Below are 23633 nucleotides of genomic sequence, written 5' to 3'. Positions count from 1 at the left end.
CAAAGAGCAGCTTCATTTTAGTTTACTTACAAAGAGTCAATCGATTCGCTAGGCTCAGTAAACCACACCGGGCCATCTTCGGTCATATAAAAGTGATCTTCTAAGCGAATACCGAACTCGTTTGGTACTACGATCATAGGTTCGTTACTAAAACACATACCAGATGCTAGCGGGTGAGGATTGTCTTTCACCAAATAAGGCCATTCGTGAATATCCATGCCTATGCCGTGCCCGGTTCGATGAGGCAAACCTGGTAAGTTATAGTCTGGTCCTAAGCCATCTTTAGCTAAGCTGTCTCGCGCGGCTTTATCCACATCGCCACAGGAAACACCAACTTTTGCAGCGTTAAATGCGGCAAGCTGCGCGCGTTTTTCGCTTTCCCATAATGCTCTTTGCTTATCGGTTGGCTCACCAAAACAATAGGTTCTCGTGATATCAGAGAGATAGCCGTGCACCTTACAGCCAGTATCAATCAATACTAAGTCATTTTTCTTTAAAACTTGAGGGTCTTTAACGCCGTGGGGAAACGAGGTGGCTTTTCCAAAAAGTACAATGCAAAAATAGTTACCAGTGGCCCCCACTTTCTTATGTGCATCGTTAATAAATGCTTCAACTTCAGTAGTAGTAATACCTTCATAAAGCATACTGGCAGTCGCTTTATGCACAGCAAGTGTCATGTCCATAGCGCGTTGAATAAGCGCTAGTTCATTGTTAGATTTGTGCATGCGACAGTGTGCTGTTACCTCAGCACCATTAATAATTTGCCAAGATTGGCCAAGCATCTTATTCAAACCATCTACGATAAAAAACTGGGTCGACTCATCCACACCCAGCTTATCGCCTCCAGCGGTATTTAGTTTATCTAGCATAGCTATGACAAGCGCATATGGGCTCTCGTGCTCTTGCCAGCCAATTATGTTGCCTTCCACTAATTTGCGTTCGTTTAAAGAGTCGATCTCAAAGGTAGGAGCTAGATATACAACGTCACCCTTTGCAGGCAAAAGCGCACCGACTAAACGCTCACTGGCGTACCACTGCATACCTGTAAAATACGCTAAGTTAGTACCCGCGTTTAAGTAGAGCGCACCAATGCCATTTTCCTGCATATAATGCTGCGCCTTGGCAATTCGGGCTTTGTATTCAGAGAGTTCTATGGGGCGCAGATCGCCTGTCATGTTGGCAAGGCTATCTAAAGCCTGCTGTGGTGTTTTTGTACCTATTATTTTACCCATTTTTTTCGCCCCTACACTGGCGCAAGACTGATTGCCTGTTGGAATGGTCATCAGCCCGCCTTAAATATGAATTTATTAAAACGGGCTCACTGTACAACATTCAATAGAAATGTCGAGATAAGCAGAGATGGCTAGACCTTTTGTACAGCTTGTACAGCGTACCTAAAGATAAACACTCGCTTATGACTCGCTGTGCTTCACAGTGCACTTTTCCACGCAGCCTCTGGTAGCAAGTACAAGCCTTTTTCGCTTTTTGCGCCTTCATTCACGATATAGCCGATACCCGCCGCCATAACGGCCAAAGTTACGTCGAAGGCATTGATGCTGTCACCATAGCCCGCAGTTAAGTTAAACATAGAGCCATCGGCTAGAAGATACAGTGTTTTATCGCCCAGTTTATAGGCATTTACATAAGGCATTGGCTCACTGTGAGTAGCGTTGTTTTTAAGGTAAGGCACATCAATTTCTTGGGCTACATGGCCTACATTTAAAATAAATGTTCCGTCTTTCATGTTGTCTAGATGACTCGAATTCACCACGCCATACGCACCAGTTGCAGTGGCAATAACATCAGCCTGGCTAGCCGCTTCATTTAAATCAACCACTGGCCAGCCGTCGTACTTCGCTTGAAGCGCTCTTGCTGGATCAAGTTCTGCAACTTGAACTTGTGCCCCAAACGCTTTAGCCGAGGCAGCAACGCCCTGCCCTACCAGACCATAACCAATAACAACTACTACTTGTTCGTGCAGGGTTAGATGAGTGGTTTGGAAGAAGGTTTGCCATGCGCTTAAGCCCACCATGTGCCTGTTGTGAAGCCCTTCTTTTACCGGCAAATCATCCCAGTTAAATATTGGATAGTTTGGCGCCATACCATTTAAACGGTTAATGCCAGAGCCCGTTGCTTCTAAGCCCGATACAATGCTCGGTACTGGTTTATTTGCTTTTATATTTTCGTGAAGTCGAGTTGTCAGATCTGCGCCCATTTCACACAAATGGGTAGGCTGCCACGCCAGCGCTTTATCGAATGACTCAGACCAGTCAGCCTCGCTCATATCACGCCATGCATGGGCCGTTGCGCCTTTATCAACAAGGTAAGACACCACGTCATCTTGCACTGTAGTGGGGTTACACGTGGTAAGAAAAATGTCGCATCCTCGTGAAAGTAGCCCTTCAACCAAAGGCGCCATTTTCAAATCTAAATGCATGTTGCAAGCAAGTTTAACGTTCGACAGATCGGGAAGTGATGCAATGGCATTACGAGTGCGCGGCATATGAAGGCTAGCCCACGCCAACTCTGCTTGAAAATCTTGGTACATGAAAAGGATACTCTGAGAAAATGAAAAGCAGAATCATACGTGAGAATGCTGTATTTATAAATCAGCTAGATACTTCCCTTTATTTCTCCTATTGGTTATTTCCTCTTATTCTGAATCTTCCTCCCAAATCACCACTTTGTTTCGACCTTTTGCTTTCGCTAGGTACAAGGCTTGGTCTGACTGTTTAATGAGAACATTTATATCCTCTTCGCCTGGCGAGGTTCCTGCCACACCTATACTTACTGTCACTCGTATGAATTTGTTGATGTCGTGGGTGAAAAGGTGTACGCGGAGATTCTTGGCAATTTGCTTGGCGTAATGCACCCGAGTATGGGGCAAAAATACCAAAAACTCTTCTCCGCCCCAGCGAAAGGTAATGTCAGAGCCCCTAACTTGCCCTTTAATTTCTTCAGCGACTTTTATTGGGCTATTTTTAGCAATATGAGTAACAAGAACACTATATGAATCTAATTCAACAGCCCCCCCCCAAACCGTGTTACCAGTGAGCCCATAACGAACGCGCCCATTAGTATTTTTTATAAGTGTATTCTGCTGATATTTAGTCAGGATGTCTTCAGCAGTAAGCTGACTACCTTCCTCGTAATACATCCACAGCTTGTCGTTAACTAACTGCATTTTATCTAAAGACGCAGTACTTTTAGCGTAAGCGTGAGAGAGCCCGCCCCACAAGCAATTAACTATTACAAAACCAATAAATAAAAGAAGTGCTTTCATACATCAATTCTTTTGAATAGGGGCTTTTGAACACAGGGCTAGCTTTTGTATCGGCACCCCTTTCTTATATAAATATTAAGTTACGCTTATCAAAACCGTTTGTGAATAGGTTAAATTCATCAATATTCTACAAATGCGTTTTTGTGTTGTTTCGTTTCCACATGTAAAGGCTTACGTATCTTTTATGCTTAGTTTTATTACCAGCACGCTGATTCCTGTTTTGATCCTTCTGTTAATGGGATGGCTATTTTTTCGCATTAAATGGCTCAATGAAGGGTTTATAGAAGCTGGATCTAAACTGGTATTTAACGTTGCGCTCCCTGCGCTGTTATTTTTATCGATAGCGCGAGCAGACTTTTCTAAAGCCGCCAACCTATCGCTGATAGGCGTTGGGGTTATGGGCACGCTCATTGTTTTTGCCGCTCTGATGATTACCTCTCATCTGACCGTACATCCGTACAAAGCCAGAGGTGTGGTTGTACAAGGCGGTTTCAGAGCCAATATGGGCATTATTGGCCTTGCTTATTGTGCCAATACCTATGGGCAAGAAGGGCTTGCTGTAGCCTCGGTCTATATGGGGTGTATTACTATATTGTTTAACGTATTGTCTGTCTTTGTTCTTAATTTTTATCAAGGCGCGTCGCGTTCTTTATTGGGTCAAGTTACTGGCATGGCGAAAAACCCGCTAATTCTTTCTATCGCGGCAGCGCTCCCCTTCTCTTACTTCGAATGGCAATTGCCCACCACCTTGATAAAAACCGGTGAATACTTTGCGCAGCTAACACTGCCACTTGCACTTATTTGTACCGGTGCTTCCCTACAGTTCCGCTCATTCTCCAGTGACTGGTTTAACATTGTGCTTAGCACAACCAGTAAATGCGTGGTTTATCCCACTATATTAGTCGCGTTTGCCTATGCTTTTGGATTTAGAGGTATGGAGCTGGGCATTGTTCTTCTTCTCGCCATTTCACCTACTGCTGCAGCAAGCTATGTCATGGTTAGAAACTTAGGCGGTGATTATCGTTTGGCGGCAAGTATCATCGCAGTGAGCACATTGGCATCTTTGCCTATTACCGCCCTCGCCTTTGGAATATTAAGTAAACTACAGCTAGTGTGATGAAAATATGTCTTTGTTAAGCACATTTTAAGTTTATAAACAGTGAAGAGTGAGGCTATTGATGTGTTGTTAGACGTTATTGGAAACGAAAAGCGCCGGGTAACTCGACGTTAACCCGGCGAAAAAGGCGTCGCCCTAATCTGCTTCTATCTCACCCTCTTCAATAGCCACAACGCGACGTGCTTCAACGTAGGTTTTAATAGCCCAAAGTGTCTCTTGGTCTAAGATAGGATCGGTTTGACCTTCAGGAATGCCGCCAAGTGCAGGCATGCCTTTCGCCGAGCCAAAACGCAAGCGCTCAACGAACCATTCGTCGTCTTCAAAGCTTTCTGGGTCGAGTTCACGAAGGTCTGGGTTTATTCCGCCAGACTGCGCGTGCAAGCCGTGACAACCTGCACAGTTATTTGCATAAGCGGACTCACCAAACTTGATGACCTTCGTTTTGGTTTCTTCATCAAGGCTTCGATATGGGTTTTCAAACACCCAGCCATTTTCAGACTCATCGCCATCAGTGATTGGCGGCATAGCTGAGCTATCTGCTCCTTGAGGGATAACATTTCCATGTGCAAGCACGTGGCCAGACAAGCCAGTTACCACGAGTGCCGCAAACAACATCGATATTTTTGTTTTCATAATTCATACATCCTCAAAAGACTATGAATTAAGTATACGTACGAGGAAATAAGGGGTAACTCTACTTTGGTTTTGAAAGGCTCCTCCTTTGGTAGGAGGCCACAATGATAGCGACTGAAAGTACAAGCTTTACCGTTGCTGCTTCAACGTTAGTGCTAAAGTCAGAGTCGAAATAATGCCCATAAGAATGATGAAGACTTACCTTGCCAACAGGTAAATGAATAGGTGAAGAAAAAAAGGCCAGCGCACGTAGGCGCTGGCCATGTATTAATAACTATTTACTGCTCAGCTAAGGTTAGTTTTTTGCCACCTGCTGATAGCGCTTGGGCAATTTAAACGTCCACACGGTGCCGCCTTGGTTGAAGTGCTTAACGCGTTTTGCAACTTCACCGCCCCATAATGGCACTGCGCCGCCCCATCCAGATAGTACAGAGATGTACTGCTCACCATCCATTTCCCATGTCACTGGAGAGCCAACAATACCTGAGCCAGTTTGGAACTTGTAAACCATTTCGCCAGTTTTGTCGTCAAAGGCCATAAGATAACCTTCAGGGTTACCGGTCCAAACCAAACCACCACCTGTAGTTAACACGCCGCCCCAAAGTGGAGAGAAGTTGTTGTAGCGCCAAACGGTTTTACCTGTTTTAGGGTCAATCGCTTTAAGTACGCCGATAAAGTCCTCATTCACTGATTTAATGGTGAAACCAGCACCTAAGTACGCTGCACCTTTCTTGTAAGAGGTAGGCTCGTTCCAGATATCCATTTCCCATTCGTTTGAAGGCACATAGAAGAGTTCAGTATCCTTGGAATAGGCCATTGGCATCCAGTTTTTACCACCTAAGAACGCAGGGCGAGCGACAACCTGTGCACCTTGTTTACCATCAGCTGATTGCGCTGGGCTTCCTGGGCGATTTTCTTCAATGTAGATAGGTCGACCTTTTTCATCCAGTCCCTTTGCCCAGTTTAATTTATCAACAAACGGGAAGCCGCGGATAAAGTCACCGTTTTCGCGGTTAAGGACGTAGAAAAAGCCGTTTCTGTCGGCGGTTGCCGCCGCTTTCACTGTCTTGCCGTTTTCCTGGTAATCAAACGAGATAAGCTCGTTTACGCCATCGAAGTCCCAGCCATCGTGTGGTGTGGTTTGGAAGTGCCACACAATTTTGCCTGTATTAGGGTCGATAGCTAAGCGCGACGACGAGAAGTAGTTATCGCCCGGACGTAGGTGAGAGTTCCACGGTGCAGGGTTACCCGTACCGAAGAATAGCAAGCCTGTATCTGAGTCGTAAGTACCACCTAGCCACGTTGCTGCACCACCGGTTTTCCATAAATCAGCAGGCCATGTTTTACCTGGCGCGCCGCCTGAAATACCATTTTCGGTTTTCTTACCGTCTTTCCATAAGTACCCCATGTGCCCTTCAACGGTAGGTCTAACCCATAGCTGTTTGCCAGACTTCGCGTCGTAAGCATACACTTTACCGACGATCCCGAACTCACCACCGGAAATCCCTGTAATGACTTTTCCGTCAACTACAATAGGCGCTGCAGTAATGGCGTAGCCCGCTCGGTAGTCTTCAACTTTTTTCTTCCAAACAGTTTTTCCCGTGTCTTTATCCAGTGCTACTAACTTGGCATCCAAGGTGCCAAATATGACCAGATTATCGTAAAGCGCAACGCCACGGTTTATCACGTCACAGCAAGGCATAATGCCGTCTGGCAAACGCGCTTCATATTGCCATAGCTCTTCACCAGTTCTCGCATCGATGGCCCACACACGAGAGTAAGATCCGGTTACATACATCACGCCATCTTTTACCAGAGGCTGCGATTCTTGACCCCGCTGCTTTTCACCACCTAATGAAAACGCCCACACGGGACGTACTTCTTCTACTGTATCGCGGTTGATGGCGGTGAGCGGGCTGTAGCGCTGAGCTTTCAAGCCCATTCCATACGTCACTACGTCATCAGTGGTAACGTGGTCATTTTGAATATCTTTGTCGGTGACAACAGCATGGACAGGAGTTAACGCACTTGCACAAACCAGCATAGATAAGGCAAGTTTTTTAATTGGCATATTATTATTCATAACGGTTCCTAGTTGCATGTAGGCCATAAATGGTCTGTTTCAGACTATTCGTTAGGATTAGCATAGCTAGGGGGGATGTCGATGCCTATGCAACAGCGGAGTGATTTGACTCCTCCTTTAGGAGGAGGAATGAAGGGCTATTTTCCCTTTTGTTTAACACCTTTACGCTTTCACGTCTTTTTAAAGTAATGCGTTCTTCCAATACTGATAGCAGTGCTTAAGATAATAAAGCTGATAGCCACAGAAGTATTGCCTAAAGTGCTTTCGTTCTGAACGCTATTGTTCAGAGTGCGCTTATTCTGAAAGCTCTTGCCCCGCAAAATAAGGCGGCATCTCATAAATGGTTTTGTATTTCTCAAATAACCGTTGCATATCACCCTCTACCACCATTCGCGTAATTACATCACCAATTTCATAGCCTAGTGCGCGATAATTAGTATGAACAGCAAGTCCTATGTCCCACTTTTGCTTTCCGATGAGCGGAAACGCGTTGCTTGCAAGGCGATATTGCTCATTATCAACAAACTGACTGAGGTAGGATATTTGCGAGCGCAATCCCATTACCGCTTCGACGGTTCCTGCTTTCATTGCGTCAATCGCTTCTGCGTTTGAACCATAGTGCGATGTTTTTTCTCGCAATCGGCCGCCAAACGCTGACGTTAAGTAAAAGTGGGGAATGCTGTCTATTTCCGCCCCAATCGTGTGATACTGAAACATGCCCATGGTTTCCACTTCGGGCAAGGTTTGCGTGTTGTGAATGATTTGCCAGCTTTCACGCTGATAGGGGGCAAACATATGAACGAGCTCATTAACCAACAAGCCCACGTCGTCACGTTTTTGAGAAAAACTGGGGTCGTAAGGCGCGCGCATCATCACATCAGCCTTAATGCGATGAATTATATGGCCCTTCCATAGGTAATTTCTGAAATCGTCCTCTGTCGTTTCACCTGGTGTCATCCATATCAGTTCTAGCTCAACACCAAGGGCGCTCGCGATTTCACGGGCGATATCAATATCAATACCTGTGGGGCTGTCGTTTTCAATAAATGAAAATGGAGGATAGTCGGTGTACACCGCAATTCTAATTAAACCGCTGTCTTTAATATCGTCTAACGATCTTGCTTCCCCGAACGCAGAAAGCGCAGAACCCGTTATCAGGCAGAGTAAAATGAAAATAACTCGAAAAGGTTTAACTAACTGCACAGCTTACCCACTTATTCAATCGAACTTCTTAAGCATACTAAGGGGTTAGCGTGATTTTACTAATGCTACTTTAGCGCCATAGCATTCCTCCTTTAGGAGGATGTTCTTCGGGAAAATTGCCATATACCCTTATGTCAGACAAACAGATATCAGCAAAAGCATGCAGCTGAGCTCGGGGTGGTATATGGCAAAGGGTGTAAAAAGCACGGTTGAAAGACGATTAACCGGTAAGCGTTATCAAAAGTGTGTAGCGTCACTTTTTTGCTGCGTTCTGTTGTCGTTTTTAAACAGCGCGCTCGCGTTTAATGAAGCGCAATCTTCACAGGCTCAACAAGCTGCACCACAGACCTCTCTTGCCACTATTGTGGTCATTTATATAAAAGTTGCGGGCACATCTCCACCAGGCACACCAGGCTATTTAAAGTCCCCCAGCAATGAGGGCACAGCTGGTGCAAGTGTGGCGATAAAGGATGCCAATATCACGGGAAAATTTCTTGGTTATCAGTTTAAGTTAACTGAAATCAGTGTGCCTTCTATCGGCGAACTGCAAGCTTCTTTAGGTAAAACACGCCAGCACTCTAGTTCAAGTGCTAACGCAAATCACAAAGAAATAAGCAGCAATCAGCAAGGCAACATTGCACCCGTTGTACTACTGGACATGCGAAGCAGTGATAAGGTAAAGGCTGCCTCAATTGAGCAGTTGATTGCCAATATTCAAAGCACGCTTCCTAATGCCGTATTTTTTAACGTAGCTAATAGCGATGATTTGCTGAGACAAAATTCATGTCGCCTGCCCTTGTTTCATACAATCCCCAGTTATCAGATGAAAGCCGACGCGCTAGCCCAGTGGTTTCGCACTAAGCGTATTGACGAGATATTTGCAGTTTACGGAAAAACCGCTGACGATGCTGCATACCTAGCCGCGTTTAAACGCAGCGCTAAAAAATTCAAGCTTTCACTTGTTGAAACTAAACAGTGGCAGGACAGTTTTGATTTACGCAGGGCTGCCTTTGCTGAAATTCCTCAATTTACGCGAACAAGAGAAACCTATCAGGCTGTTTTTACCGCTGATAGCGCGGCGCAATTCGCGTATAGCCTACCCTTTAACACCTATTATCCCGTACCTGTGGTAGGCGCTGCCGGCCTAAAAGCACTAGGTTGGCACTTTACCCACGAACAATGGGGCGCCCGTCAGCTTCAAAGCCGTTTTAACGACGGGTTTAACAGACACATGAATGAAGTCGACTTCGCCGCGTATCTTGCGGTAACGGCGGTGGCAAATGCTGCGCAGCAAGGAAGCGATTTAACGCAGCAGGGAATACTTAAAACCTTGCTTAGCGACGACTACACGCTGGGTGCCTATAAAGGCCGTCCCCTTTCTATTCGCCCCTACACCCACCAATTTCGTCAGCCTATTGCGCTGGCCCACGAAGACGCACTGGTGACTCATGCGCCCCTTGAAGGCTTTTTGCACCAAACCAACGAACTGGACACATTAGGCGCAACACACACTACCTGTAAGGACAAGTTATGAGCTATCGCTTTGCACTCTTGCTTGGCAGTTTAATGGCAAGCTTTGCACTTCCTCAAGCCTTTGCACTTCCTCAAGCGTATGTCACTAACGAAAAAGACAACACGCTATCTGTCATTGATATGACGACATTTGATGTGGTTGAAACTATCGAGGTTGGAGAGCGACCCCGAGGGTTTATTTTAAGTGCAGACCAGTCCCACGCGTATATCTGTGCCTCTGATGCTGATCGCATTCAAATTATGGATTTGTCTACCCATTCCATAGTAGGCGATCTTCCTTCAGGTGCAGATCCTGAAACCATAGCATTACATCCTAACGGCACCACTATTTACACAGCTAATGAAGACGATGCCCTTCTTACTGTTATCGACATTCCAACGGCTCAGGTTATTTCTCAGATAGATGTAGGCGTAGAGCCTGAGGGGCTGGCTGTGAGTCACGACGGCAGCATGATGGTCGTCACATCAGAAACCACTAACATGGTGCACTGGATAGATACCAAAACGCACGAAAATATTGCGAATAGCTTGGTTGACGCAAGACCCAGAGATGCTCACTTTACCAGAGATGACAAGTACCTTTGGGTAAGCTCGGAAATAGGTGGAACTGTCAGTATTTTCGATACTGCTACTAAGCAAAAAGTGAAGACCCTTTCCTTTGCCATTAAAGGCGTTTATCGCGACAAGGTTCAGCCAGTGGGTATTGTGCTTATGAAAGATAGGCCCTACGCCTTCGTGGCGCTTGGCCCTGCGAATCGCATAGCGGTCATCAATACCGATACCTTTGAAGTGGAAGACTACATTTTGGTTGGGCGACGAGTGTGGCAATTAGCGTTTAACCAAGATCAGTCTTTATTGCTGACCACTAACGGTGTAAGCGGTGATGTTTCTGTCATCAATACCCACACGTTAAACGTAGAGCATACGGTAAAAGTGGGGCGATACCCTTGGGGCGTGGCGGTTAAATGGAAATAGCGGTTCAAGCAGTTTCACATCAGTACGGCGGCCACCACGCGCTGGACAATATAAGCCTTTGCCTAAAACCAGGCTTAACCATGCTGCTTGGACCAAATGGCGCAGGCAAAAGTACCTTATTTGCGCTTATTACGGGCCTTCAAAAACTCACGCAAGGCAGCATTACCTTTGATGGTGCTACCCTGTCTCAATCTCGCACAAGTATTATGGCGAAAATGGGCGTGGTATTTCAGCAAAGTACCTTAGATATCGACCTGTCGGTAAAACAAAATTTGTCCTACTTTGCTTCGCTCCACGGCATAACTACCACTTGCGCGCTATCTCATATTCAAGGCCTGCTCGACGAGCTCGATCTTACGAGTAAGCTCAACACAAAAATTCGCAACTTAAATGGCGGGCACAGACGTCGGGTCGAGTTAGCTCGCTGCCTTATTCACAAGCCATCCTTGCTGCTATTAGACGAGCCTACCGTTGGCTTAGATATAGAATCCCGTCATCTTATTTTGCGGGTAGTACAAGCACTCGCTCATTCGCAAAACGTAAGTGTACTATGGGCCACGCATTTATTTGAAGAAGTGAAGCACAACAACAACTTGATAGTCTTATCAAAAGGACGAGTGTTAGCCCACGACCAATGTGAAGCCTTGTTAGCCAAGTATCATCAACAGGATATTGAGCACCTTTGGCAGCATTTGATGCAGGAAGGCTCCTGATGTATTGGCGCTGTTTTGTGGGTGTACTTACCCGAGAGATGCTGAAGTTCTGGCAGCAACGTACACGCCTGTTAAGTGCATTGGTGCGCCCGCTGCTTTGGCTATTTGTTTTTGCCGCAGGGTTTCGTTCGGCCCTCGGTCTTTCAATGACCGAGCCTTACGAGAGTTATATTTTGTACGAAGAGTACATTGTACCTGGGCTTGCCGCCATGATTGTGCTTTTTAATAATATGCAAAGTTCATTGTCCATGGTGTACGACAGAGAAATGGGCAGCATGAAAGTACTGCTGTTAAGCCCGGTTCCCCGCCCTTTTCTGCTAGGCAGCAAGCTTATAGCCAACACCTTGGTAAGCGCTATTCAGGTATACATCTTCTTTGCCTTTGCGCTTTTACTGGATGTACGCCTATCTGCGTTGGGATACGTTTATGCGTTGCCTGTTATTGCGCTACTGTCATTGTTTTTAGGTTCGTTAGGACTATTACTGGCAAACTATATTAAGCAGCTAGAGAACTTTGCCGGGGTCATGAATTTTGTCATTTTCCCGTTGTTCTTTCTATCAAGCGCCCTATACCCGCTTTGGAAAATGCGTGAGGCCAGCGAATGGCTGTATCAGATTTGCGCCTTTAACCCCTTTAGTAGCGGCGTAGAATTACTGCGATTTGCGCTCTATGAAAAACTCGAACACAACGCGCTAGCCGTTGTACTTTGTCTTACGGCTATCACTTTTATTTTGGCTGTTAGAAGCTTTCGCCCCAAAGCCTCAAAAGGGCGCTTCTCGTGATAAAAGCAAACCTAACCTGGGCTAATGAAAGCAATAAAGTTGAAACGTTAGACGATAGTGACTGCTTACTTATTTTAACTACGCCCGAGTTATTAGCGAGCCAACTCTTTCACTTTTCAACACCCGCTAAGACATACATTGAGCAGGTTTTTGACGATGAAGGTTTTGCAGGAAATAAAGGCCAATGTGTATTAGTACAAGGCCTTAAGGCGTTTAAAACAAGTTACATCTCAGACACTGAAAACAGCGGAAAAAACAAAATTAGCCAACCATTAGCTGAAGTAAAACGGGTACTGTTTTATGGTGTCGATTTTGCGCTTTTTGAAGCGTCAGATGCACCCAACGTCTCTAGCTGTGCCTCGACTTTATCTAAAACTAATGACCCTTCCATGGTTAACCGCTCAAGCTACGCTAGCGATTCAAACTCCGCGTTTTATTCGAAAAGCACTAGTGACTTGAAGCAAACTAACGCGCCAGCATTTCGCTACTTAGAACAGCAGTTCGATGCATTGTTTAAAAAGCTTAAAAGCTTGTCGGTAACCTTGGAAAAGCTGGCGTTAATGGCGCTTTCTACCACTGAAACAGTAAGCAGCGACCCTGTTAACACCATTGCGAGCCACTCACCATTTCTGAGTGCGCTACTTAGAAGCTATTTCAAGCACGGCTATCACTTTAAGGGCTATAAGACGAATAATCGTTCGGTTTCTAGCAGTCGAGCCCGCGACGACAACAACAACGCAAATAGTGTTGAAAAAAACGCCGCAACTAATGAAGCAATTAACCAAGCAACTGATATTAGGGGCACGCTGTCTCTTGCATTAGATGCCAAGCATTTTAATAAAGCACAAAAGCGTCTCGTTTCACACACTATCCGCTATGAATCAGCCCTGAATGCCGCGATGACGTGGGCTAAAGATCTCGCCCACATGCCAGCCAACTTATGTACGCCAGATTATCTGGCCGAACAAGCTCTGCATCTGGCGCAAACCTTTAATACGGTGTCTTGCGATATCCTCAATGAAAGTGCGCTAAAGCAGTTAGGCATGAACGGGTATTTAGCGGTAAATGCAGGTTCACAGTTTGCTGCCACCATGCCTATTCTTCGCTATACAGCCAAAGGTTTAGAGAATTCACCGCCGGTAGTGTTAATCGGCAAAGGCGTAACGTTTGACAGCGGCGGCATAACGTTAAAACGCAGCCCTGATATGCGCCATATGATTTACGACATGGCAGGCGCTGGCTGTGTATTGGGCGTCATTCAGGCGGTTGCCACGCTGGGGTTAAATATAAATATTATTGGTATTGTGGCGAGCGCCGATAATGCGATTGATGGCAAAGCCTATCGCCCGGGTGACATTATCACTATGCACTCAGGAAAAACCGTGGAAGTCATGAGCACCGATGCAGAAGGGCGTATGCTTATGGCCGATGCAATCAGCTACGCGAAACAGTTCACCCCCTCGGTTATTATTGATATTGCAACCCTAACCGGCGCGGCCATTAGCGCACTGGGGCACAAAGCCACTGCGCTTTTTAGCAACGCTCCAGCGCTTGAAAGTGCGTTAGTTGAAGCGGGTGAACTGGCTAACGACAGGTGCTGGCCTTTCCCACTTTGGCCAGAATATCAAGACGCCATTACCTCTCAGCACGCGGATATGATGAATACGGGTATAAACTCTCCCGGTGCTATTTCGGCAGGCTGCTTTCTCTCTCGCTTTGCTGACGGCACCCCGTGGGCTCACCTCGATGTGGCAGGAACCGCTTTTACCTACACCAAATCTTTATCGGCAACCGGCCGCCCTATTCCTCTGCTGTTATCTTACTTAAGCAGCTGTGCTATCAAAAATAATCAATAAATCATCAAAATTCATGACAGTTCTCCTCCCTTAGGAGGATATCTGTTAACACATATTCAACATATACTCAGTCATGCGTTTAATCATAAAGAAGAGGAACAATTATGTGGACTAAACCCCAATACACAGAAATGCGCCTTGGTTTTGAAGTAACTCTTTACATCAATAACCGCTAGGCAACGCCCTCTGGGATGATGAACAAAAAGGCTGCCGACGCAGCCTTTTTTTACTTGTAGTATGGAGTTGTTATGCACGTATTGATTCTTGGTGCTGCCGCCGGGGGTGGATTTCCGCAATGGAACTGCCACTGCCCAAATTGTAAGGGTTTACGCGAAGGTAAAATAAAGGCGAAAGGCAGAACACAGTCGAGCATTGCTGTCAGTAGTGATGGTAAAAATTGGGTGCTCATTAACGCCTCCCCCGATTTACGGGAGCAGATGAATAGCCACCCGCAGCTGTGGCCCGACGCCCATGTTTCTCGCGGCACACGCATAAGCGCAATTGTGCTTACCGACAGTCAAATAGACCATACTACAGGCCTGCTAACATTGCGCGAAGGCTTACCCCTTCCCGTTTATTGTACCGATGTTGTTGCCGAAGACCTAACCACCAGCTTCCCGCTTTTTACCGTATTAAAACACTGGCACGGCGGACTACAGCAGCATTCAATTAATACCGATTATCATCAACGCTTTGTACCAAAGGGGGCAGAAGGCCTGACTTTCCAACCTGTGGTACTAGAGTCTAATGCGCCCCCTTATTCGACATATCGCGACAACATTGTGCCGGGCAACAATATCGGCCTGAAGATAACTGACGACACCACGGGCAACGTGCTTTTTTACGCGCCGGGATGTATGCAGGCAAACGACACAGTAAAACAAGTAATGCGCGAATCTCACTGCGTGCTATTTGACGGTACGCTGTGGGCCAATGAAGAAATGATAGATCACGGCTTTAGCAACAAGCTGGGCACTGATATGGGACACATGCCGGTTAATGGAAAGGGCGGAGCCATTGCGCTGCTAAATGAATTTAACGTTAAGCGTAAAGTACTAATTCATATCAACAACACAAATCGCGTGCTTGACGAAGATTCCAGTGCTTATCACAGCCTGTGTGAGCAAGGCATTGAATTGGCTTACGACGGTATGGAAATTGAGGTGTAGTAATGACAGAAAACGCATGGTCTAGACAAGAATTCGAACAAAAACTGAGAGAAAAAGGCGCTTACTACCATATTCATCACCCCTTTCATAAACGTATGAATGAAGGACACTGCAGCGTTGATGAAATTCAGGGCTGGGTGGCCAACCGACTGTATTATCAAATGGCAATACCGGTTAAAGACGCGGCAATTTTAGCGAATTGCGAAGATCAATCGGTTCGCAGAACCTGGATCCAACGAATAATCGATCATGATGGACGGGAAGGTGAAGACGGACTGGGCGGCATAGAAGCCTGGTTGCGGTTGGGCGAAGCGGTAGGCTTGAACCGCAGTGAACTACTTGATGAAACCCACCTGTTGCCAGCGGTTAAATTTGCAGTAAATGCCTATGTGAATTTTGCCCGCCGTGCGTCGTGGGAAGAGGCTGCCTGCTCATCGTTAACTGAAATGTTCGCCCCTGAAATACATCAAAGCCGATTAGATACCTGGCCTGGGCACTATACATGGATTAATAGTGAAGGCTTTACCTACTTTCAAATGCGGTTAAGTCAGGCGCGCCGTGATGTAGAGCATGGCCTGCAGATTACCCTTGACCACTTTGTTACCCGACAACAGCAAGAACATGCGCTCAATATACTGCAGTTCAAAATTGATATTTTGTGGAGCATTGCTGATGCCATTTGCTTTGCCTATGAATACAAGAGAAAGCCGTTTGATGGTATTGCCGACCAGCGGGTGTGCCATAAAGGGAGGTTTTAATGATGTCGAATTTACAATCACAAATCGAACACCACTTAGATGCTGATAGCGTCGGTGCTGATAACGTGGAAAATAACATTGAAAATAGCAGCAGTCACAACAACGAGGACAGCGGCACAAGAGACAAAACAGCTTCTTTAAATCCGCTTTTTCGCATGCAGTACGAGAAAGCTCAGGGTTGTTATGTTTTGTTGTTCCCCGAAGGAATGATAAAACTTAATCCTTCTGCGGCAGAAATTCTTAAGCGAATAGATGGCAGCAATACGGAAAATACCATTTGTGCTGAGCTTCGCCAGGCGTTCCCTGATGCACCTGAAGATTTAGAAGAAGATGTTCATGCATTTCTGGTCCATGCCGAGCAAAAGAAGTGGATCCGCTATGACGAATAATACAGACGTTGATTTACAAACCGACGAACCAAATAGCATAACGCCACCGCTGTGGCTCCTAGCCGAAATTACTTATCAGTGCCCATTGCATTGCCCCTATTGCTCTAACCCAGTAAACATGGAAGAAACATTTAATGAGCTCTCTACTGAGCATTGGGAGCGTGTGCTGCGTGAAGCGCGGGAAATGGGCGCCGTGCAATTGGGCTTTTCTGGCGGAGAGCCATTGCTTCGAAAAGACTTAGAGCACTTAGTCGCTTATGCGCGGGCTTTGGGTTTTTACACCAACTTGATCACCTCTGGCATTGGCATGACAGAAAAACGTATTGCCAAACTCAAAGAAGCCGGCCTTGACCACATTCAGCTGAGCTTTCAGGCAGCCAATGCTGAAGTCAACGACTTAATAGGCAACAAGCGTCACTCATTTGAACAAAAACTTAAAATTGCGAAGCTAGTAAAACAATACAACTATCCTATGGTGCTTAACTTCTGTATTACCGCGCAAAACATTCACGAAATAGAAGACGTGATGGCGCTCAGCGAGCAGCTGAACGCTGATTTTGTCGAGCTAGCTACCGTGCAGTATTACGGCTGGGCCTATGAAAATAGAGACCATCTTTTACCTACCTCACAGCAGCTACAGGAAGCTGAAGCCGCAGTGAACCGCTACCGCGCGCAGCAAAACGGTAAAGGGCCAACCTTCATATTTGTGTCGCCCGACTACTATGAATCTCGCCCTAAGGCGTGCATGAATGGCTGGGGCACAACGTTTTTAACCGTAACGCCAGATGGCAGTGCCCTTCCGTGTCACAGTGCAAAGATATTACCCCTTCGTTTTCCTAATGTGAAAGAACGTTCATTGCACGATATTTGGCACCAAGACTTTAGCTTTAATCATTTTCGTGGCGATAGTTGGATGCCGTCGCCCTGTAGGGACTGCGATGAGAAAGATAAAGACTTTGGCGGCTGCCGATGTCAGGCCTACCTGCTAACAGGTGATATGTATAAGACGGATCCGGTTTGCAGCAAGTCGCCCGATCACCATTTGATGAAAGGCATTACCGATAAAGCAGGTACTGCACCGTCGAAGGCACTACAGTATCGGAAGGTGGAAAAGCCGATTCCCATCCTAGAAGTAAGTGCTACGAGGTAAGTACTAGGAAATAAATGGGCTGCGATAAGTACGAAACAAAAAGAGATACCGTTAAACCGCAATGATAAAAGTGTATGTCTGAATTTCATTTCATTGATGCCGGCTCTGGGTCAAAAGTGCATAGCGTTGTTTTTGCGCTAAAAACCCCTGCAGCAGGCCACACTGGGTTGTCTCACTTAGCTGAGCACATCAGCTTTCGACGCTCTCACCAATACCCAACTGCCCACGAACTTTTTACGGCCAATACACTTCTGCCTGTTACTATTAACGCTACCACACTCGCCGAGTACACCTTCTTTTTCGCTTCGTCTGAAAAAGCGAACGTGCTGCTTGATGCTGTAAATTACCTGTACTGTGGCCTGCTTAACCGGGATTACGGTAACGATGAGGTTACCATAGAGCGTGACGGGGTTATTTTTAACGAGCTCGCCATGCTAGAGGCAAACAGCGACTATGCATTAAACGCCGCTATTCGATTAACCGATACCAATAAAAATGCCTATCAACACGCGGGTGGTTTTACACAAACCATAGGCAGCAACAGCATTCAAGCGCTTCAAGACTACAAACGCCAGTGGTATCAGCCAAGCAATATCACCACGCTGGTTTATAGTAATTCAGCCCAATTTTTTGAACAGTGCAAGGAGGTTGTTACAGCCGTGAGCGTGGAAGCAGCCCTGAGCGAAAAAACAGCCCTGAGCGAAGAATCAACACTGAACAGAAACGCCTCTCTGAGTCAGCACGCATCTCAACGTGAACACTCACATTTAGACAAAGAAGCCTCTCTTGATGCGCAAACGACAAAAGGCGAAAACGAATCAATAAGGCATGTATTAACCTGGTGGTTTCCTCAGTGCTTTCTAAAGGGTTTACTACAGCAAGAAGCAACACTTAGCACCGTAGCAGGCCTTGAAAACACTTTATTTATCGACCCCGAAATCAATCAACAAGGCAATTTTGCAATTCGCCTCGTCACAAACGAAGCGATGAAGGAAGTAGCAAGCGAGCTTTCGATAGAAGCACTTCCAAAGCTTTCACAAAATCTTACACACAAGCTCGTGAGCGATGATTATGATAAAAGGCTGCGACAACTAAAACATGTGGTATCCGCGTGTCTTGCCTCATTTGATATTAAACCTTCAAAGCCAATGCCAGACACTGATAAACACGCAGAGGGTGTGGGGGCGGCTATTCGCTATTTTGCGCAACTAACAGATGCGTTGGGTTCTAACAAGTGTGCCGCCAAAGATTGTGCCACCAAAAGCACTTATTTAGCGAGTGCTAATAAGGTATCGCACTCCTACCTGAGGGCTCTACCTTCACCAGAAAAGTCAGTCGCTCTCGAGCGGATTAGAAAGGCACGCAAAGACTTTTCCGCGCAAGCCAGCGCTTCCAATAGCGAGCAGTCACTTTTAATACCGCGTCTTACCTCTAAATACCGACATTTTATTGCGTTAGAGCACTTGCCTGCACTTCCACGTTTATTGCGGCCACTCGCCAACAAGACCACCAATTTGAAACGCTTTAACGCTGAACACATTGCTTCGCACTTAACGCCGTTTTCCATTCCATCGCCCTCAATAACTCTAGAGTCGGCTTATCTAAATTCTGATTCTGGTTATTTGGCCTCGCACTGGGTGTATCGCATCGCGTTCTATCAACAGTCAAGACTACAAGCGGTGCTGGCACACCACCTTTTCTGGCAACCAAGAACCTCGGGGGAATGCTACGCACTGGGCGCTGCAACCTATGAAAATAACCTTTTTCTATTTGGTGCCAGCGATACAAATATCACAGAGCGTGAAAACTGGTGTCATAAGGTTTTATCAATTGTCTCGTAGGGAATTCGGGAAAAAACACTGCTACCAATTTATGATACTTCCTCCCCCTTAAGGAGGATATTTTTAGGGAATGGTTAAGGCAATACTGAAAGTATAAATAATAACGAAGCAGTCAAGACCATGCCTACGCGAATTTCTACTAAAAGCTCTAGCCAAAACGTTGCACAATCCCCAACACATCAACTTGCCCGTTCACCATTTGCTCTTGCGATTATTGCAAGCGCTGTAACCTATGCGTTTAGCTCTGCTGCAGAAGCTAACGATGCGTTGGACCACTACGAGGTTATAGAGGTGCAGGGAGCGACGCCGCTTAGCGCCAACAGCAATAACTCTGCCGTATTTGGTAATGTTCAGACACTCACTCAAGACGATATTGAAGGGAGCGTCAACCGTTCACTACCGGAGCTACTCAAAACTCAGCTGGCAAGCGTGAACCTAAACGATGTTCAAAACAATCCGTTCCAACCTGATCTGCAATACCGCGGGTTTACTGCCTCTCCGCTGCTTGGTCTACCTCAGGGCATTTCGGTGTACTTGAACAGCGGTCGGGTTAATGAAGCGTTTGGCGATACTGTGCATTGGGACTTAATGCCTCTAGATGCTATAGATACCGCTTCTTTGTACTCTGGTTCAAACCCTCTGTTTGGCCAAAACACGCTAGGCGGCGCCCTTGCGCTAAGAACGAAAACAGGGTTTAGCTTCAACGCCAACGAAATAGATTTACAGGCTGGACAATTCGGCCAGAAAGCCGCGTCTGTGGAGTCAGGTGGTCATAACGATCACTGGGCGTATTATGTGAACCTGAATCACTATGAGGAAGATGGCTGGCGCGACTATTCGCCATCTAAAGTGCAGCAAGTCTTTACATCGCTTGCCTATAAAAGTGACAAAATGCATCTCGACATGAACCTGTTTATGGCCGATAACGAGTTACTCGGCAATGGTGCATCACCTATTGAACTGCTGGATATTGAAGGAAGAGAAGCGGTCTACACCCACCCCGATCAGACCAACAACGAACTTACGCACGTTAATATAACCGGTGATTTCGTTTTAACTGACACCTTATCTTTAACCGCCAATATGTTTTATCGCGACACACAAACTCAATCAATCAACGGCGATGACAGTGATTTTGGTGCCTGCCAGTTCGCTGATGGACGCGTAACACTGTGTGAATTTGAAGATGATGACGACGATGATGATGCTCCGCTTGATAGTGATGATGATGGCGACGACGATGATGATTTGCCTGTTGTAGGAGAAGGCGACGATATAGAAGCGGTTGAATTTATTGGCTTTGATGACGGCACCGCGCTTGCCGAAATATCAGATGTGGACGCAGATGAACTTGATGGTACATACAACACGGGCCGCACAGACGCCAAAGCTACTGGGTTATCTTTTCAGCTAGCAAAACAATATGCCTTAAGCGGCTTCAGTTCAGAGCTAATTGTTGGTGCCAGCTACACCAAAGGAGATGTTAACTACGCCGCTGATACTACATTTGGTATTTTGGAAAACGAATCTGCACACGACTCACGCACTGTTTTACCCATCGACGGGCTCATGGCACAAGAAGCCAGAGTTAGATTAGATGTAGACACCACCGCATGGTCGCTATTTTTTATGAATAGTACACAGCTCTCTTCAGCCGTATCACTCAATCTTGGTGGACGTTTTAACCGAGACCATATTGTTATGGAAGACCTGATTGATGACGGTGAAGGTTCATTGGACGGCAATCACCGTTTTACCCAATTTAACCCAGCGGTAGGGGTAGACATTACTATAGATGAGCAAAGCCAGTTGAATCTTGCAATCAGCCAGTCTTCAAGAACGCCAAGCCCTGCAGAGTTAAGCTGTGCAGATGAAGACGACCCGTGCCGCTTACCGAACGGTTTTGTGGCCGATCCTCCTCTTGATCAGGTGGTCACCCAAACTATTGAAGCGAACTACACCACACGCATTGATAACATCGACCTGATGCTAAATGTTTTTCACAGTAGAAGTAAGGACGACATTATCTTCCAACAAGCAGGCGCTGTTGCCTCTCGCGGATACTTTATTAACGTTGATGAAACCCAGCGTCAGGGCGTTGAATTCAGCGTAGGATCAACGTGGGAAAAACTAACCTACCGGTTAAACTACAACTATCTTAACGCAACCTATGAATCCACATTCACGTCGTTTAGCCCCTTTAACCCTCAGGGTCCAGACAGACTCGTAACGCCAGGTGACAAAATTCCAGGCCAGCCAGAGCATTTAGTCAAGCTCTACGCAGATTACGCCTTAACGGATAAAGCGCGTTTGGGGGCAGAAGTCATTTCAGCATCTAGTCAGTACTTTAGGGGCGATGAGGCTAACGAAAATGAAAAGATTGACGGATACGTTATTGCAAACATTTATGCATCGTACCGGTTCAACGACACATTTACCGCATCGCTACGTGTGAACAATGTGTTCGACAAAGACTATGAAACCTTTGGCACGTATGGCGAGGCTGATGAGGTATTAGAAGACATTTATCCCGATGTAGAAGGTGCAGAGTTCGTGGGCCCCGCACAACCGCGAATGGTCAGTGTAAATCTAAAAGCGAGATTCTAATCAGATAGCAGTTGTTACCACACGCGCTTTTATCCACACAAAAGCTGCAAAAAAATCAAAAAAACGCGACTTACTTTTTCACAGTAGTCGCGTTTTTTATCATTTATACATTTAATTTTCCCGCTACTAAAGAAGGAGATTAACACGCCTTACGGCCGATGGTTCAAAATTCAATAGAACCTATTATCAATTTACTGGACACCGAAAGCATTAAAACCAGTCAAAAATAAAAACAAAAAGCCACTGTAATTAATCAACACTACCAATATTGGGACAGTAAAATGAAAAAGAATACATTTACAAAAACCTGTTTATCTATTGCCATTTTAAGCACAGTCAGTAGCCATAGTTTTGCCCAAGACGAGCCCTATTCATGGAATATCTCTGGATGGATAAATGAAGGCTTAACCTATTACGACGACGGTGTGGGTAGTGATGTGGCACAACTTTCAGACAACGGTACAACGCTAGGCAGCCGTATTACGCTTTCAGGGAATTATAAACTGGAAGAACAAGGCATGGACGTGGGCTTTGAGGTCATTATTGAACCTCTTTCAGGCGCACCCAACTACGCCGGTGGTGGCCATCAAACCCCGCTTTTGTTTGCCAATCAGGATAACTTAGACACCTTCAACGGCGGCGACATAGGCCTGTTGGGCAGTAGCCTCTACTTTGGTGGCGACTGGGGTAAAATCACCATTGGTTTACAAAGCCTTCCCACCGATAACATTGCCGTTCTAGCCGATCCTTCTGGCACAATCTGGTCGGGAATTTCTCCATTATTTAGAGCAAATGGCTTCTTTATTCGAGGCGTAGAAGAAGGTTCAACCAATGTCGCGTGGGGTCAATTTGCTCAGTGCTTAGCTACGCCTGGCTTGGGTATTGGTATTGACTGTAACGGTATATATCGCAACGGCGTGCGCTACGATCTCCCTCAAATGGGCAACGTGAGTATTGCAGTAGGTTATGCAAACGACGAAATTTACGATATTGCGGTTAAGTATGCGGCTGAGCACGAAGGCTTCAAAACTAACCTTCATGCAGGTTACTCAGTGAATAAAGATGGCGGTAGCAATGTTGGGGGCAACAGTTCAACTACGCTGCAACTGCAAGCAGGGCTCATGCATATTGAGTCAGGAGTATTTGGGGTAGCCACTTATCAGATGGAAGAAGCTGACGATGCGATTGTTGGGTCGGGTGACGATACAGATGCTTATTACTTTAAAGCAGGCATAAGAAAACAGTTTAATCGCTTTGGTGATTCTGCTTTCTATGCTGAATATGCCAGTTATAACGACCAATACGGCATGGCTCATTTAGATGGCGTTACCGGCTCAGAGCTTAGTCAGTGGGGCGTTGCAGCAGAACAATATTTTGGATCGCGCTTCTTGGTGTACGCGAAATACGAAAATCTAAGTTTAGATATTGATGGTTCAGAATCTGCGCAAGGAATTTATAACAGCGCAGAAGACTTAACCCTAATTCAACTAGGTGGCACTGTGTTCTTTTAATTTAGAATTAAAAATCAGTCATATTTTAAC

At 46.0% G+C, this 23633-nt stretch carries 20 protein-coding genes; 14 read left to right on the top strand and 6 right to left on the bottom strand.

Going from position 1 to position 23633, the window contains the following annotated elements; translation table 11 throughout:
- Positions 1-26: 26 nt before the first annotated feature.
- From BIZ39_RS14535 to BIZ39_RS14525, 3 genes are all read right to left on the bottom strand, one after another.
- On the bottom strand, positions 27-1232 hold the full coding sequence (locus tag BIZ39_RS14535; protein ID WP_061487004.1) for a M24 family metallopeptidase: 1206 nt from the start codon (positions 1230-1232) through the stop codon (positions 27-29).
- Between the two features lie 197 nt (positions 1233-1429).
- Positions 1430-2548: an adenosylhomocysteinase gene (locus tag BIZ39_RS14530; RefSeq protein ID WP_187447322.1), complete on the bottom strand. Its 1119-nt coding sequence runs from the start codon at positions 2546-2548 to the stop codon at positions 1430-1432.
- 105 nt (positions 2549-2653) lie between these two features.
- Positions 2654-3283, bottom strand: coding sequence for a GGDEF domain-containing protein (locus BIZ39_RS14525; protein ID WP_187447321.1), 630 nt, complete (start codon positions 3281-3283; stop codon positions 2654-2656).
- Between the two features lie 184 nt (positions 3284-3467).
- Between BIZ39_RS14525 and BIZ39_RS14520 the strand changes: the two genes are divergently transcribed.
- Positions 3468-4400 carry an AEC family transporter gene (locus tag BIZ39_RS14520; RefSeq protein ID WP_049588469.1) on the top strand — a complete coding sequence of 311 codons (933 nt, stop codon included), beginning with the start codon at positions 3468-3470 and terminating at the stop codon, positions 4398-4400.
- Positions 4401-4535: 135 nt separating this feature from the next.
- On the opposite strand, the gene pedF is transcribed toward BIZ39_RS14520, so the two are convergent.
- The 3 genes from pedF to BIZ39_RS14505 all read right to left on the bottom strand — a co-directional run bounded on the left by pedF (position 4536) and on the right by BIZ39_RS14505 (position 8319).
- Positions 4536-5033 (bottom strand): cytochrome c-550 PedF, encoded by a 498-nt coding sequence (gene pedF / locus BIZ39_RS14515; RefSeq protein ID WP_014950662.1) that lies wholly within the window; start codon positions 5031-5033, stop codon positions 4536-4538.
- 295 nt (positions 5034-5328) lie between these two features.
- Positions 5329-7116 (bottom strand): PQQ-dependent methanol/ethanol family dehydrogenase, encoded by a 1788-nt coding sequence (locus BIZ39_RS14510; protein ID WP_014977357.1) that lies wholly within the window; start codon positions 7114-7116, stop codon positions 5329-5331.
- 294 nt (positions 7117-7410) lie between these two features.
- On the bottom strand, positions 7411-8319 hold the full coding sequence (locus BIZ39_RS14505) for a substrate-binding periplasmic protein (RefSeq protein ID WP_187447320.1): 909 nt from the start codon (positions 8317-8319) through the stop codon (positions 7411-7413).
- Positions 8320-8503: 184 nt separating this feature from the next.
- Here BIZ39_RS14505 and BIZ39_RS14500 point away from each other — a divergent pair, with 184 nt between their 5' ends.
- The 13 genes from BIZ39_RS14500 (at position 8504) to BIZ39_RS14440 (ending at position 23603) form a co-directional block, all read left to right on the top strand.
- The gene (locus BIZ39_RS14500) at positions 8504-9853 is read left to right on the top strand and encodes a hypothetical protein (protein WP_262385777.1); all 1350 of its coding nucleotides are present in this window, start codon (positions 8504-8506) and stop codon (positions 9851-9853) included.
- On the top strand, positions 9850-10827 hold the full coding sequence (locus BIZ39_RS14495) for a PQQ-dependent catabolism-associated beta-propeller protein (RefSeq protein WP_187447318.1): 978 nt from the start codon (positions 9850-9852) through the stop codon (positions 10825-10827). Before BIZ39_RS14500 ends, BIZ39_RS14495 begins: the two co-directional genes overlap by 4 nt.
- Positions 10818-11540, top strand: coding sequence for an ATP-binding cassette domain-containing protein (locus BIZ39_RS14490; protein WP_156086919.1), 723 nt, complete (start codon positions 10818-10820; stop codon positions 11538-11540). Before BIZ39_RS14495 ends, BIZ39_RS14490 begins: the two co-directional genes overlap by 10 nt.
- On the top strand, positions 11540-12322 hold the full coding sequence (locus BIZ39_RS14485) for an ABC transporter permease (RefSeq protein ID WP_156086920.1): 783 nt from the start codon (positions 11540-11542) through the stop codon (positions 12320-12322). Before BIZ39_RS14490 ends, BIZ39_RS14485 begins: the two co-directional genes overlap by 1 nt.
- Positions 12319-14178 (top strand): leucyl aminopeptidase, encoded by a 1860-nt coding sequence (locus BIZ39_RS14480; RefSeq protein ID WP_156086921.1) that lies wholly within the window; start codon positions 12319-12321, stop codon positions 14176-14178. The genes BIZ39_RS14485 and BIZ39_RS14480 overlap by 4 nt, the downstream gene beginning before the upstream one ends.
- Positions 14179-14282: 104 nt before the next feature.
- Positions 14283-14354 (top strand): pyrroloquinoline quinone precursor peptide PqqA, encoded by a 72-nt coding sequence (pqqA, locus tag BIZ39_RS22630; RefSeq protein ID WP_071953288.1) that lies wholly within the window; start codon positions 14283-14285, stop codon positions 14352-14354.
- Between the two features lie 72 nt (positions 14355-14426).
- Entirely contained in the window at positions 14427-15347 is a 921-nt protein-coding gene (gene pqqB / locus BIZ39_RS14470) for a pyrroloquinoline quinone biosynthesis protein PqqB (protein WP_156086922.1), read from the top strand.
- 2 nt (positions 15348-15349) lie between these two features.
- The gene (gene pqqC / locus BIZ39_RS14465; protein WP_156086923.1) at positions 15350-16105 is read left to right on the top strand and encodes a pyrroloquinoline-quinone synthase PqqC; all 756 of its coding nucleotides are present in this window, start codon (positions 15350-15352) and stop codon (positions 16103-16105) included.
- Complete coding sequence (pqqD, locus tag BIZ39_RS14460; protein ID WP_187447317.1) at positions 16105-16494, top strand: pyrroloquinoline quinone biosynthesis peptide chaperone PqqD; 390 nt, start codon at positions 16105-16107, stop codon at positions 16492-16494. Before pqqC ends, pqqD begins: the two co-directional genes overlap by 1 nt.
- Positions 16484-17644, top strand: coding sequence for a pyrroloquinoline quinone biosynthesis protein PqqE (gene pqqE, locus BIZ39_RS14455; protein WP_187447316.1), 1161 nt, complete (start codon positions 16484-16486; stop codon positions 17642-17644). The genes pqqD and pqqE overlap by 11 nt, the downstream gene beginning before the upstream one ends.
- Positions 17645-17718: 74 nt before the next feature.
- Entirely contained in the window at positions 17719-19485 is a 1767-nt protein-coding gene (locus BIZ39_RS14450; protein ID WP_187447315.1) for an insulinase family protein, read from the top strand.
- Between the two features lie 120 nt (positions 19486-19605).
- Positions 19606-22092 (top strand): TonB-dependent receptor, encoded by a 2487-nt coding sequence (locus tag BIZ39_RS14445; protein WP_187447314.1) that lies wholly within the window; start codon positions 19606-19608, stop codon positions 22090-22092.
- Positions 22093-22373: 281 nt separating this feature from the next.
- Positions 22374-23603 (top strand): porin, encoded by a 1230-nt coding sequence (locus tag BIZ39_RS14440; protein ID WP_014980250.1) that lies wholly within the window; start codon positions 22374-22376, stop codon positions 23601-23603.
- The last annotated feature ends 30 nt before the right edge of the window (positions 23604-23633 follow it).

It is taken from the genome of Alteromonas sp. BZK5 (genome assembly GCF_014349115.1).
Lineage (GTDB): Bacteria > Pseudomonadota > Gammaproteobacteria > Enterobacterales > Alteromonadaceae > Alteromonas > Alteromonas macleodii.
The sequence above is the reverse complement of the archived record's forward strand: the minus strand, read 5'-3'. Positions and strand labels throughout refer to the sequence as shown.

Excerpts from the sequence above, each read along its gene's own strand:
- pqqC (WP_156086923.1), top strand. The coding sequence starts at position 15,350 with ATGACAGAAAACGCATGGTCTAGACAAGAATTCGAACAAAAACTGAGA.
- BIZ39_RS14520 (WP_049588469.1), top strand. The coding sequence starts at position 3,468 with ATGCTTAGTTTTATTACCAGCACGCTGATTCCTGTTTTGATCCTTCTG.
- BIZ39_RS14450 (WP_187447315.1), top strand. The coding sequence starts at position 17,719 with ATGTCTGAATTTCATTTCATTGATGCCGGCTCTGGGTCAAAAGTGCAT.
- pedF (WP_014950662.1), bottom strand. The coding sequence starts at position 5,033 with ATGAAAACAAAAATATCGATGTTGTTTGCGGCACTCGTGGTAACTGGC.
- pqqB (WP_156086922.1), top strand. The coding sequence starts at position 14,427 with ATGCACGTATTGATTCTTGGTGCTGCCGCCGGGGGTGGATTTCCGCAA.
- BIZ39_RS14525 (WP_187447321.1), bottom strand. The coding sequence starts at position 3,283 with ATGAAAGCACTTCTTTTATTTATTGGTTTTGTAATAGTTAATTGCTTG.
- BIZ39_RS14530 (WP_187447322.1), bottom strand. The coding sequence starts at position 2,548 with ATGTACCAAGATTTTCAAGCAGAGTTGGCGTGGGCTAGCCTTCATATG.
- pqqD (WP_187447317.1), top strand. The coding sequence starts at position 16,105 with ATGATGTCGAATTTACAATCACAAATCGAACACCACTTAGATGCTGAT.
- BIZ39_RS14490 (WP_156086919.1), top strand. The coding sequence starts at position 10,818 with ATGGAAATAGCGGTTCAAGCAGTTTCACATCAGTACGGCGGCCACCAC.
- BIZ39_RS14535 (WP_061487004.1), bottom strand. The coding sequence starts at position 1,232 with ATGGGTAAAATAATAGGTACAAAAACACCACAGCAGGCTTTAGATAGC.
- BIZ39_RS14485 (WP_156086920.1), top strand. The coding sequence starts at position 11,540 with ATGTATTGGCGCTGTTTTGTGGGTGTACTTACCCGAGAGATGCTGAAG.
- pqqE (WP_187447316.1), top strand. The coding sequence starts at position 16,484 with ATGACGAATAATACAGACGTTGATTTACAAACCGACGAACCAAATAGC.
- BIZ39_RS14495 (WP_187447318.1), top strand. The coding sequence starts at position 9,850 with ATGAGCTATCGCTTTGCACTCTTGCTTGGCAGTTTAATGGCAAGCTTT.
- BIZ39_RS14440 (WP_014980250.1), top strand. The coding sequence starts at position 22,374 with ATGAAAAAGAATACATTTACAAAAACCTGTTTATCTATTGCCATTTTA.
- BIZ39_RS14445 (WP_187447314.1), top strand. The coding sequence starts at position 19,606 with ATGCCTACGCGAATTTCTACTAAAAGCTCTAGCCAAAACGTTGCACAA.
- BIZ39_RS14500 (WP_262385777.1), top strand. The coding sequence starts at position 8,504 with ATGGCAAAGGGTGTAAAAAGCACGGTTGAAAGACGATTAACCGGTAAG.
- BIZ39_RS14510 (WP_014977357.1), bottom strand. The coding sequence starts at position 7,116 with ATGAATAATAATATGCCAATTAAAAAACTTGCCTTATCTATGCTGGTT.